We start from the raw sequence: 13,429 nt of genomic DNA, 5'->3' as shown, positions 1-13,429 counted from the left end.
CTTACTTGCTGTTATTCTGTCATCTAACTAACTTTCATAGGAACCATATTCAAACCAGTCAAAATCCGCTACCTGATCCGATGAAGTCCCGTTGCTACTGCTAAACATTCCGATACAGCAGCCAACAAAGCCGCCGGCCACTTCAGTGCTCAGGCTGCTTGTATCCACCTGTTCCGCAACCAGATGATACTGACTTCCATCCGTGCTGTAGTAGAAGTTTAGTTGCTGACCTGTCGCGGCCAATTTGATATACACCCGCGATACTTCATCATCCAGCGCGACCTGCGCAATGTGAGTATCCTGACCATCTATACAGGTCACCACACGCAGCATCTGCTGTTTCTCAACCAGTGCACGCTCAATACGTACATGATACTGATCGTTCTGAATGACGACAACACCAGCCGTCTCATTTGCATTACCGGGCACAAATTCCATTGCTGTAGCTGCCACGTAATCCATATGCCTTTGCCGCAGGCAGACAAAGCTGGAATTCTCTTTTTCCTTCAATGTTTGCGGTTTCAGCTTCAATCGCAGATATCCTTTTCGCTCGGTTAATGAATACAGGTCTTCCTGAGGATTGCGCAAAAACATCCACTGCAAGCCCAGACGATCACTGTCAAAATGGTCAAAACGCAGTTGGGGCTCTACCGGAACAGGTTTTAAATCCAGCGTACCCTGCTCCTCCAGGATGCCGCGCCCTTCATTGACAACTGGCCATCCGTCCTCCCAAATGACCGAAGCAAGGAACGTCTCCCGCCCCAGATTGCTGAAGCTCCCACCGTAAGGACGCGAAGCAAGCATGACCATGAACCATTGACCGTTCGCAGCCTGCACCAAGTCGGCATGTCCCACATTAACAATAGGGTATCGTTTGCCCAAATGGCGATGTGTAATGATTGGATTATTGGGATTTCCAACGTACCCTTCGGTTAAGCTTTGGCTACGCGCAATGGTCACGGCATGGTTGGGTCCTGTGCCGCCCTCTGCAATCAATAAATAGTAATATTCGTCGATCTTATACAGATGCGGTCCTTCAGGCCAAATAACATCAACCATGGCCCCACGCCAGAGCACGTAACTGTCCCCCACCAGTTTCATGGTGGTCAGATCAAGCTCCCTCAGCCAAACTTCCCAGTTTCCGTTATAACGAACTCCCTCGGAACAAGGACGTGTACCCAGGTAATATGCTTTGCCGTCATCGAAGAAAATCGTAGGGTCTATTCCTTCTGCGCCTTCGATAAAATAAGGATCAGACCATGGCCCAGCCGGATCGGTAGCGGTTACAACAAAATTGCCGCCATGTGATACGTTGGTTGTAATCATATAGAAGGTCCCTTCATGATACCGAAGCGTTGGAGCGAATATTCCTTGTGAATGCCCTGCTCCCTGAAGATTTAGTTGTGAAGGGCGATCCAATACATTGCCAATCTGTTTCCAATGTGCAAGATCACGGCTCTGAAAGATCGGAACCCCAGGAAAATAGGCAAAAGTCGAGGTCACCAAATAAAAATCTTCACCCACCCGACAAACGGACGGATCTGGATAAAACCCGGGCATAATCGGATTGTTAAACGTGCATTGTTCGTTTTGATTTGCATTTTTCATTCTTTTACCCCTCCAATGGTGAGTCCAGTGACAAAGTATTTTTGCAAGAACGGATACAGTAAAACGATCGGCATGGCCGTCACAACCGTGATTGCTGCACGAATGGATACAGGAGTCACCATGTTGGTCACATTTTTGTATGAATCCACGTTGACGGTTCCACCCTGTGAGGTCGCAGAGGATAATAATTTCATAAGCTCATACTGCAAAGTGGTCAAATTCCGATTACCCGCCGTGTACAACATGGAGTCAAACCAGGAGTTCCACTGACCTACAGCAATGAACAGAGCAACTGTAGCCAACACCGGCTTGGACAGCGGAAGCACGATGCGCATGAAAATCCGAAAATCTCCAGCTCCATCCATCTTCGCTGATTCTATCAATCCCTCCGAGAGTCCCTGAATGTAGGTACGAATGACAATCATGTTGAACACCCCGATCAAGCCGGGAATAATGTATACCCAGAAGCTGTTCAGCAGCCCCACTTGTTTGATCAGCATGTATCCTGGAATTAAACCGCCGCTGAAATACATCGTTACTACGAATAGCGTCGTGACCAATTTGTTAAACATATACTCCTTGCGGCTCAGCACATAGGCCAACATCGCGGTACAGAACAGTTGCACAACCGTTCCAACCACGGTTCGGGCAACCGAAATAAATGCAGCTTGTGTCAGATTCGGATTCTGGAATACGGAGACATAATTTTGCAGTGTCCATTCCCTTGGCCAGAGATAGATCCCTCCGCGGATCGTATCCAGCCCGTTATTGAAAGATACGGCAATGGTGTTTAAAAAAGGATATAACGTAACAACCATGACAAGCAACATAAATATGCCATTTGTGATGGAAAAAATTGAATCACCCAAGCTTCGTCTTCTACGAAATCGCTTCACAGTTCTGCCCCCTTATCATATCAACCGCTCTTCACCAAGAGACTTGGCAATCCCGTTGGCGATAAATATGAGCACGAGACTGACCACACTTTTGAAAATGCCTGCGGCGGTGGCAAGTGAGTAGTTGCCGAGATTAATTCCGTATTTCAAAACAAAAATGTCGATTGTCTCGGACACATCCTGCACAAGTCCGTTCCCCAGCAAGTATTGAATCTCAAAACCTGCGTTCAGTACGTTACCCACGTTGATGATAAGCAGGATAATGATCGTTGGTTTGATGCTTGGAAGTGTGACATTGAACATTTTGCGAAAGCGGCCGGCTCCGTCAATGGAAGCTGCTTCGTATAAGCTCGGATTAATCGACGCCATGGCCGCCAGATAGATTATCGTACCCCAGCCAATTTCCTTCCACATGCTGGACAGACCCACAATCCCCCAGAAGTATTTGGGTTCCGCAAAAAAGTTGATCGGTGCATCAATCAGACCCAATTTTGTCAGCAGTACATTCACAATTCCGGTTTCCGTTGACAATACATTCGCAACGATCCCTGTTACGATGATCCACGACAGGAAATGCGGAAGGTAAGAGACCGTCTGTACCACGCGTTTGAACAATACCATCCGCAGCTCATTCAATAAGAGCGCCAGACCAATTGAACCGACAAATCCCAGAAACAGACTGATCAGGCTCATCGCCAGCGTATTGCGAATGACACGTAAAAATGTAGGGTCCGTGAATAACGTTCGAAAATGATCCAGCCCAACCCAATCCTGCTCCATAAAACCAATGCCCGGTCTATAATTCTGAAAAGCCATCAACCAGCCCCATAATGGCCCATACGCAAAAATAGCGATAAACGCAATAAACGGAAATGACATCCACATTAATTGTCGCTGACTTTTCATTCTGGACAGGTTGTACCCGATCCAGCTTGTTCCCGCTGGGATATGGCTGGTCTTTAACGAAGGCTGCAGCTCCTTTTTGGCCATGTTTTTTCTCTCCTTGCTGACGAGTTTATCTATATCACCCAGTCTGGATGAATCGATTCCTTTCCTATCCAATCTTCCCGAATCTGGCGTGTAAGAAAGGCTACGGGGTTCCCCATAGCCTTCCGGTGTGACAGGCCTTTATCCCCACAGTTCCATACGTCTGCGAACTTCTTCCGTCAGCGCATCTTCATACGCTTTAATATCTGCACTCTCCTTGAGCGTGGCTTGATACTCTTCCCAAGCCTTATCAAATTCGGCTGGTGAAGTCATAATCACCTTTGGCAGCCATTTGCGTTTAACATCGTCCATCTTCTGTCTGGCAATGGTCTCCGGTTTATTCGGTTCGAAATTATAGGTATAGATCGGGAACCACGGTTCATTTTCCTCCGCAGGCTCCAGGAAGTCGGTAAACTTCGTATATCCATAAGCCTTGAGCACTTTTTTATCGATGTCATTCAATGTGGCAAGGTACTCCTCCGGCTGCTCCTTAGGATCAAGAGCATTCTTCCCATCAGCGGTCATGCCTTCATGATGCGGGAAATAGACCAATGGGCTTCCCGTATTCGCAAGCACCCAGTCCGGATCTTTGGAATTCGCACGTTGCTCTTCATTTCTGGAGAACACGCCTTTGTCATCCACCTGGTAATCCACGCCTTCCTGTCCCCAGGTTCTCAATACCTCTATCTCAGGGTCCAGCAAATCATTAATATATTGAAGTGCCCCTTCGATATCCTCGCAACTCTTAGTAATGGCCAAGCCACCATTTACGTTAAGGATTGGATTGTTCTGATAACGTCCTTTGACATCCTCGGAGAGTGTGATGGACAACGGTACATAGGTTTTGTCATACAATTTTTGCTTCACGAGTGATGCTTCGGCGTCAAGGAACTGCCATCCTTGATCCACCATGCCCAGCACACGTCCGGTTGAAATTTTGGATATATATTGATCATAGTTTGCTGTAAAGGTTTCGTTATCGACCAGGCCTTGATGATATGCTTCATTGATCTTCTTGAAATATGCTTTCGCTTCGGGAATAGTATTATAGTTTTTGGCCGTCAGCGTTTCTTTATCAACGATGGCTGCGCCTTCGTTAGGATAACCAGCCATGAAGAGCGGAGGGTTCTCCAGTGCGAAATAACGCCAGTCATAAGAGATAATCTCGAATCCAATGGTTGGCTGACCATCAACGGTCGGATGCGCTGCTTTGTACCGTTCAATCAAGTCAAAGTATTGGTCAAGTGTTTTGATGGTCGGATAATTATCCCATTCCAGTACGGCCTTCTGAATCCAGAACGCTTCTCCATCATGGGTTACTTTCATCGACTTTTCTTGTATATTGCCGAACTGAGGAATGAAGTAGATATGTCCATCCGTCGTATTTTTCATCTTCTTCCAGTCTTCACCCAGGTAATTTTTGATGTTTGGATATTTATCGATGTAATCCTCAAGTGGTACTAACGCCCCTGCCGCTACCAGTTGCTGAGTACCATCACTCCCATCGATAAAGTCGGGATATTCGCCGCCTGCAATGAGCACACCAATTCGTTCTTTGGCTGTTTGGCCCGTAAGCCAGTCCATCGTAACTCTGACGCCTGTTTTCTCCTCAATAGCTTTTAACAACCGATTATCGTCAGGCGCAATTTTCCCAGGTACGGCAAAAAAGGCTGAAAATTGTTTCAATTCCCTTCCATCTGCTGTTGTTTCCCCTTTCGAGGACGATCCCGGTGTACATCCAGCGAGTGCAATGACCAGTATCAAAGCTAGCAGAGCACTATACTTGATTCTTTTTCTAACATCCTTTTTCATCATGACCCCTCCATCGATTATATTGACAGAAGCTTTTTGGAAAGCGCTTTCCAAAGGCTGACTTAAAATTATCATGCTTCCATGCCCCTCTCAACGGGATAAACTATAGACCGAATCCCACTAATTCCAGTATCTGCGAAAAAAAATATCCCGCCGCTCCGTCAAGGAGTGCAGGATGTTGAATCAATAGAGTACGCAGCATGGGCACTTTTACGATATTGTGCAGGCGTCTCCCCCATGAGTTTCTCGAACCGGCTAATAAAATAATCGGAGTCCCGATATCCCACCATTGTTGCAATCTCATATACTCTTTGATCCGTTCTGCGCAACAGCCGAGCGGCTTCCTCTATTCGCAATTGATTCAAATAATCACTGAAGCTGATCGAGTAATGCTTTTTGAAAATCTGTCCCAGATATGCGCTGTTCATGTAGAACTGCTCTCCCAGTAGCTTCAGGCTGATATTCTCTCTGTAATGCTCGTGAATGAAGGCCTCGATTTTGGCTAATATGCCCATCCCTTTCGACTTTTGCTGCTCCTTCAGCTCCTCTGCGCACATAAGCGAGAACTCACATAAATGTTCAATGTTTTCCTCCATGGATAACATCGCGTAGTTCACCTTCAGAAAAGCCGATTCCATCAGCCCGGAATCTGGAGTGACCGTATCGTTATTCACGAGATCCAGCAAATTGTATGCCAAATAGTGCAGGTGGATTCGGACAATACCAGGCTCTATTCGCTCATCCAGAAAATATTGAAAAATGGCCTTTGCATGGCTGTATAGCTCATCCGTCTGCTGTTCCTCGATAGACTTGACGAGCCCATCAAACAATTGTTTTTCGAATTGACCAGGCCGATTAACAAATAAGTTCGTATCCATAAGCTCGAAATAATAAATGGGCCCACACGTGGTGAAGAAACGTAAGCTTTTCATTATGCCGCAGGATTGATAAGACTCATGCAGCGCCTCCAACCCCTGTACTTCCTTCCCGACATAACAAGCAACCACCGCCCCTTGATCGCGGCTCAACTCGGTATGTAGTTGGGTCAAATAGTGCTCCAAGGTCGCTGCCTTACGTTTCACCATCAGATCCGTAACAATGAGCAGAACCGCATTTTTATCACCTGTAAACGGCTTCAAAACTTGCCCCGGTAAGGGCTCATCCACCCATGCCTCAACCCGAGCGCACCAATCCATTCCCTGTTCTGGAACGCCTTCCACCTCAATCAGAATGCAACGCATTGTGCCAGCATCTTGATAGTGGGGCTGCAGACTCGTAACAGCCTCCTCCTCAGCCACCCCAAGCAAGATTGACTGCATATGCTGGGCCATAATCATTTGATCCTTTTTTTGCTGATAACGCTTCTCTTCTGTCCGTGCGTGAAATGCCTCCCTAAACTCCTCAAGCACCTGTACCAGTTCTGTCTTCACGATAGGCTTGAGAATGTAGTCATTCACCTGATATTTAATTGCCTGCTTGGCATATCCAAACTCATAGAATCCACTAAGCAGAATCAGCTTGATATCACCGTTATATTGCTCATACAAGGTTTGAGCAAGCTGCATGCCGTCCATTTCCGGCATCTTGATGTCGGAAATGACCAGATCCGGCTGCACAGCGCGTATGGCTTCCAATGCCTGCTTGCCATTGGAAGCCTGACCACAAATTTGGAAACCGTAAGACTGCCAATCAATTAACAATTGAAGTCCTTGGCGAATAAATGGCTCATCGTCCACAATCAGCACGTTGATCATATCCTCGCTCCTTATTCTTGGGATGCCAGCATAAGAGGAATTTGAATGCCAATCGTTGTCCCCTTCCCCTTTTCACTGAATATGTGCACCTGAACGAAATCATCAAAATACATCCGTAGCCGAATATATGCATTCATCATGCCAATGCTGCTAAGCTCGCTCATCCGATCCATACTCGGGTCTTGCATCATTTTGCGGAGCGAGGACAGCTTGTCCTGATCCATACCGACGCCGGTGTCTCGAATGGAAATATAGAGCGCATTACTTCGAATTTCGAATAATACCTCCACGACCCCATCATTTGCTGTCCCTTCAATGCCATGGATACAAGCATTCTCCACAAAGGTGAGAACGGTTAGTTTGGGTATCATCATCGCAGCAATGGATTCGTCAGTGATCCTGATTGCAAATTGCAGCTTTTCGCCAAAGCGATACTGCTGAATACTCAGATAACTTTCCACGAAATTGATTTCTTGTGCGATGGTAATCAGATCGTCGCCCCAATTGATCGTCTGACGCAGCAGCAGTGCCAGTCTATGAATGACATCGGAGGTCTCAAGCTCTTGCTTGATCAAACTCCGCATACGGATCGTTTCAAGGGTGTTGAACATAAAATGGGGATTCACCTGACTTTGAAGGGCTTTCAGCTCCGCCTGCTTCTTGGAGAGCTCGAGGGCTTGCCGCTCCACTTGACCCTTAAACACAATTTCAATCAAGTTCTTGATCTTGATGACCATCATGTTATAACTATGGGTCAGGCTACCGATCTCGTCCTTGCCCACAGGTCCCGATATCACTTCAAATTTCTCATGCTTCACTTGATCCAGGTGCTTCGCTATCCGATCAACTCTGATGACCAGTGATCTGGATATCAACCAGATCAGCAGTGTGGGCACCAACAGATTAAGAATGATCAGCAACGTCAAATTAAGCTTGGAATTAACAATCTCCGACAGAACGTCCAATTTCTCCGTGCTGACGAAAATCTGCCAATCCTCGGATACGACGGGAATCGATTGCATGGATTGAACAGGATCAATTGGACTGTTCGCAATCAGATTAAATGGCTGGCGCGTCTGATTCATCTTTGAATCGTTCGAGAAAATGACCCTGCCATCCGAAACGACATATACCTTCCCGTTCGCTCCCTCATTTTTAAGCGATTTGTTGATGAAAGAATAGTCCAGATCAACCTTTAACACCTTTTCAACCTGCTGCTCCCCAAAGTAATCCAGCTTGCGAATAATGCTGACTTTGCGTCCTCCCTGACTTTGCGACATCTCTGCCTGCTGCTTGTCAAAATACGAATAGATCATGATATGGTCGCTTGTGTTCATAAGCGCTTGATACCAATCACTTTTCTTCACCTCATCATCCAGCTTAATGAAGTTTCCTCCATTGACGAAGGTATCATTTCCAACATAAAACGTAACTTGGTTCACCTGCTGGTAGCTGTAATAGTACCTGACCAGATTGTTGTTGCTAAGCATATCATAGTAGGCAGAGTAATAGTCTTCCTGATCGCGGTACTTGGACTCCATGAACCGGTTCAGCGTTCCATCGGTATAGAGAAAATTGGACACATACAAGCTATTATCTATACTGTTTCGCAGGTTGAACTTGATCCTTTGCTGCATTTCATTGAATCGGCTATGCTCCTTCTCCTCAATGTTACCTTTGATGCTTAGGTAAAACACGGTATTTGTGACCAGGACCGGAACCAGCACACAAAAAATGAACAATATGTACAACTTCGTTTTGAGACTCCAATCATCCAGAAACTGAATGCGCTTACAGTGTGTCTTGCGGCTCATGTCTTATCGTTGTCTCCTCTTACATTGACATCCACATTATTATAACGAGTAAGGGAATGATTGGATACTCCAATCCAGGAATTCGGGAGGCCTATAATTCAACCTCCCGATCGACTGGCCCAACAGGACAGATACGAATACCTCACATATTTTCGTATGAACCCGATTTGATCCTACGTCGAGACGACGATCACGTTATAATTTCAGGAGCATTTCATACTGGCCAACATGATACGTAAAACCTGATTTGACCAGGAGGAAATCTTCCATCGGTTTGAGATGAGATTCCACATTGAGGACACTGATTATTGGCGATTCTATGCGCTTGACCATCTCTGTCAGGATGCTGCTTGCAATACCTTTGCCCCGGTAATTTGGGTTCACTGCAAGCTGTGGAATATCACCTGTTTTTTGATCTATAATGCCATAGCCAACAATTTTGTCATCCTGACGTGCAACTACATAGCTAAAAGCTTCTGGTACAGCGTAGATGGAATCTATTGAATTTTGCCAGGAGGGCTCCACATCCCAAAATTCCTTAAACTGCTCCAAATCAATTCTCTCCACACATTCCACTGTGCAGGCCGTTTTCGGTATGAATTTATCTTTTTCCAGCTGGAAACATGCGAATTCCCTTTGAATTTTGAAGTTTTGTTTACTGTAGAGCTGAACTGCAGATTCGTTGGATTGGATGACTTCCAGCAGATATTGCGCTATATTTTTTTCTTTTAGCAGCTTTTGAATATTCAAGAGCAGATGGCTTGTAACGCCCTGCCGTCTGCATTCTTGTACAACGCCTGTCCCAAGGTCATATGCAGTTGCCTTTCCATTCCAGCTTCGAAGTCCATTGATAACAAATCCGACCATTCTCCCATCTTTAAAGGCTCCCATAGATATTTCGGGGTGATACCCTCTTCGTTGGAGCATTTGTTGAAACTTCCAAAAGGGCAGATCCATTTTAACCTGATAGTCGGAGAACGCATCCACAAACGCTTGGTGAAGTGTTTCCGTGCTTATCTTGTCCAACATTTTATAACTGTACATTAGGGGACTCTCTCCTTTGAAAGGATGAAAACAATAATATATTAGGGCTCATGATCCCTATCCTTATTTAAATATTCTACTAAATAGTTTTAACACGATACAGTAATATCCGTACTATACAATCTGCTTCCTTGAGAGTTTTCAGACACGCCCTAATCACTAAATAGACCGCTCCCTGGTTAAGGGATACGGTCTATTTAATCATTATTTATTCTATGGGGATACCGATTTGGTTAAACCAATTTTGGTGATCACCGTATCATACGGCTCCAATTCCATGGTCTGTTTCCCATGCTCTGTATGGATCGTCGTGGACTGAACCTGATCGCTATTATTGATCACAACCAATATGTTACTTTCAGGATAGTAAGCGCACTCGGTATACAAGTTATCCGTGATGTACAATGTTCCATGGAATTCATTGCCCGCAAATCGAATCAAATTCAGAAGTAATCTTGTATTTTCCCAGCTGAATTCGAAGGAAGGCAGGTAGATCCCTTTTCCTTTTCCAAAAGCATGTGTGGACAACGTGATCTGACCATTCGTTTCACTCATTACAGCTGCTGATCCATCAGTAAGATAAATGTTATTTTTCGGAAGTATGTTGGCCCCCTCAGGCACCAAACCATACTCATCATTAACCTCAACCGACCATTTTCCATGAACAACTCTGGCGCCTGTATCCTCATCCACCCCAAGCACGTGGGCCATTCTAAAATAGCTGTCGTACCCGTCCGTTGCCGAAGGCTGGTTAATGCCAATAAAGGTACCACCCTCATACACCCATTGGGTCAATAAGTCCACAGACTTGTGGTCACTCCAATGCTCTCCACCGCTCCATGCTGAACCAGCAGAACCCGCATTAATGACAACATCCACATCCTTCAATACGCCCTGACAAATATCATCAAAATCAATAAACTGCACGTCAACAGGCAACCCGGCTAATGCCTCATTCACATGAATCAGATCATGCATATGCGTTTCGTGAAAATGACCGGACAAGGTCCACGATCTTAACTTGCCCCAGCTATGCAGAACGGCTACTTTTGTCTTGATCTGATAAGGTTTTCCCTTCTGATGGAGCTCTTTCATTTCCCTGAATTCATGGGCAATCTTCTCAATGTAATCCACAAAATCAGGATAAGGTTCAACCAGATGCAAATACCCACCCAATCCTATCCGGTCGATCGACTCACGCAGCAGCGCACGCCGAATATTGATCCAATATTTCTTTGCATCAAGGGTAGGATCTCCGCCTTCCTTGAAGGTAGGAAGCCCTCCTAGGCCAACCGGGAACAAGTAGGGATGCAAGCGAATCTCATGGGTATCCACCTGAACGCCTGAGCACATTCTCGCCTCATATCCGGAGAATACACATTTGATCATGCCGTCGAATCCGAACTCATGAAAGCGATCATTGTAAGGCTCCATGCCTACCCAGCTGTCATCATAGAAGACATAAGCCAGCTTGTCATGCTTGTGCACCATATCAATTAATTTCTTGCCGAATTCAATGACAAAATCATTGATAAAGGCCATCCAATCCAGCTTTCGCTGATTCGCAGGCATATGAGTGACCTGATACTTACCACCGTTCACAAAGTCCTCGGCTGAGAGTGAGTACCCATATTTCTGAGCAAACAGATCCAGCGCTCTCGAACTTACCGTGAAATCGTATGAACCCCAATCCGAGAACAGATGGCGATTCCGTTCATCACTGCCCCAGATCCAGGCGAAGTTATAGAATAAGGAGGTAAAACGTACAACCGTTGTTTCCGGATGGTTTTGACACCAATTTTCCATCCAATCCAGCAGATAGGTTTGCGTTTCCGTATAGATTGGGTCAATCTGCATCAGATGCTCTTTATCCCAGTTATTCGTCGTATGATTGTACATGGAGATCTCTTCCCAGATCCGATAGACCATGAAACTTACCGTGTATTTATGCCAGGGAGCAACGCCAGTAATCACTACATTGCCAGATTCCCTTTCATAATTCCATTGTGCTCTTGGTACCTCTTCTCCAGTCGTTCGATCATATACCTGCCAATACTTAAACGCTTCTTTGGAATCATTCACCCTGAATTGTTCAGCAAAAAAATCCTCCATCAGATAGATGGATACATAATCTTGTACAGCGACCTTCGGATTCGTAATGAGAAAACATTGCTGCAGCTTATCCAGATTACGGGATGCCCACTCATTATGATCCCGAATGATGCAAATGGTTGAATAGATGCCATATCCGGCATTAATAATCTCGTCGGACAATTTCGTACCGTCACTATCACGGATCACATCAGCACCCCAGCGATCGGCAAGTTCCAGCGTAAGTGCCTCATAACCGGATTCTCCCGGCAGTGTAAAGGAGCCTTTGGTTAATTTGGACAATTGGGTTCCCTCCCTATCTCAACATATCGGACAGAAAAGCGAGTGCCAGGCCCTGACCCCAGCCTTGAATCCAGTCTTTAGGAATATTGCGATATCCATCCCGATCCTTCATCACTGCTGTACCGCCAGATACACCAAGCACACGGCCATCTTCGCTAATGTTGTTCAGGATGCCTTCGAGTGCCTTTTGCACATATTTGGTATGCAGTGGGTTGCCGTTATTAATCATTGCCGCTGCAATACCCGCGGAAGCTGATACCTCTTCATACGATTCTACGTCATCCAGCACCGTACGCCACAAGCCGTTCTCGGTCTGTACCAGCTTCAGAGCGGCCAATTGATCGCGAAGAGCACATTCTACATCCATACATTGCGGATACAGATACCAGTCGTTCAGTTGCGGCTTCACTTGAGACATCGTATAGGCGCCCCAAGCGTTCGCTCTTCCCCAATAAAATCCGGACATGTGGTCCTTGTTGATATTGTTATAGCCGTGATACCACAGACTGCTGCTTGGATCTTGAAGGTACTTGATATGCCAGTAATACTGATTCAGCGCATCCTGAATCATGGCTTCATCCTTTAATTTGCTACCTACACGGAGCAGGAAAAATGCCGCCATAAACAAGGTGTCCGCCCAAGCCTGTTCCGGAAAATCATTGGACACGGATACTGTATGCTGAAGCACATTGTCTCCAAAGCGAAGTGCATGGTTCTGGAGATAATCAACCTTGCTGAGAACAATATCCCAATACTTCTGATCCCCTGTTTCTTCATATAAAGTGATGAGCACATGACCCATGGCACATGTATTTACAGTCCAACTTGGCAGACCCAGCTCGATATATTCGTCTGCCCATTTCACCAGCCTGTCCAGTATCTCTTGGTTGCCTGTCGTCTGATAGGCTCTGGATACACCATAATAGGCCACACCGCCGGGCCAATCCCATGTTAGATCCATATCCAGTGTTTTCTTGGTAACATTCTCGATTACGTGAAGAATCTGTTCTCTGTCATATTTCACTTGAAGCATTGTTATTCCCCTCTCCCTGCGCACACACCCCCAAGTGCGCCTTGAGAGGTGTCCGTCCATTTGTAAACGCTTTACTTATTTCATTGT

9 protein-coding genes are annotated in these 13,429 nt (G+C 45.8%); all 9 read right to left on the bottom strand.

All coding sequences use genetic code 11. The features are described 5' to 3' along the window. Positions 1 to 27 precede the first annotated feature (27 nt). Positions 28 to 1,608 carry a glycoside hydrolase family 43 protein gene (locus tag NLBNIHML_RS21545; RefSeq protein ID WP_494352709.1) on the bottom strand — a complete coding sequence of 527 codons (1,581 nt, stop codon included), beginning with the start codon at positions 1,606 to 1,608 and terminating at the stop codon, positions 28 to 30. After that, a complete protein-coding gene (locus NLBNIHML_RS21540; protein WP_339239579.1) occupies positions 1,605 to 2,504 on the bottom strand; it encodes a carbohydrate ABC transporter permease in 900 nt (299 codons plus the stop codon). Before NLBNIHML_RS21540 ends, NLBNIHML_RS21545 begins: the two co-directional genes overlap by 4 nt. A gap of 15 nt (positions 2,505 to 2,519) precedes the next feature. Beyond that, positions 2,520 to 3,494, bottom strand: coding sequence for an ABC transporter permease (locus NLBNIHML_RS21535; protein ID WP_249913521.1), 975 nt, complete (start codon positions 3,492 to 3,494; stop codon positions 2,520 to 2,522). Positions 3,495 to 3,632: 138 nt separating this feature from the next. Further along, complete coding sequence (locus NLBNIHML_RS21530; RefSeq protein ID WP_339239576.1) at positions 3,633 to 5,306, bottom strand: extracellular solute-binding protein; 1,674 nt, start codon at positions 5,304 to 5,306, stop codon at positions 3,633 to 3,635. A 158-nt stretch (positions 5,307 to 5,464) separates the two neighbouring features. Beyond that, positions 5,465 to 7,057, bottom strand: a complete 1,593-nt coding sequence (locus NLBNIHML_RS21525; protein ID WP_339239574.1) for a response regulator — start codon at positions 7,055 to 7,057, stop codon at positions 5,465 to 5,467. 11 nt (positions 7,058 to 7,068) lie between these two features. Continuing rightward, positions 7,069 to 8,871 carry a cache domain-containing sensor histidine kinase gene (locus tag NLBNIHML_RS21520; RefSeq protein ID WP_494352708.1) on the bottom strand — a complete coding sequence of 601 codons (1,803 nt, stop codon included), beginning with the start codon at positions 8,869 to 8,871 and terminating at the stop codon, positions 7,069 to 7,071. Positions 8,872 to 9,066: 195 nt separating this feature from the next. Further along, positions 9,067 to 9,915 (bottom strand): GNAT family N-acetyltransferase, encoded by an 849-nt coding sequence (locus NLBNIHML_RS21515; RefSeq protein ID WP_494352707.1) that lies wholly within the window; start codon positions 9,913 to 9,915, stop codon positions 9,067 to 9,069. A gap of 213 nt (positions 9,916 to 10,128) precedes the next feature. After that, on the bottom strand, positions 10,129 to 12,309 hold the full coding sequence (gene gnpA / locus NLBNIHML_RS21510) for a 1,3-beta-galactosyl-N-acetylhexosamine phosphorylase (protein ID WP_494352706.1): 2,181 nt from the start codon (positions 12,307 to 12,309) through the stop codon (positions 10,129 to 10,131). A gap of 13 nt (positions 12,310 to 12,322) precedes the next feature. Then, entirely contained in the window at positions 12,323 to 13,342 is a 1,020-nt protein-coding gene (locus NLBNIHML_RS21505; RefSeq protein ID WP_339304091.1) for a glycoside hydrolase family 88/105 protein, read from the bottom strand. Positions 13,343 to 13,429 lie beyond the last annotated feature (87 nt).

It is taken from the genome of Paenibacillus sp. JNU01 (assembly GCF_059130585.1).
This window is presented reverse-complemented; position numbering and strand designations above follow the sequence as displayed.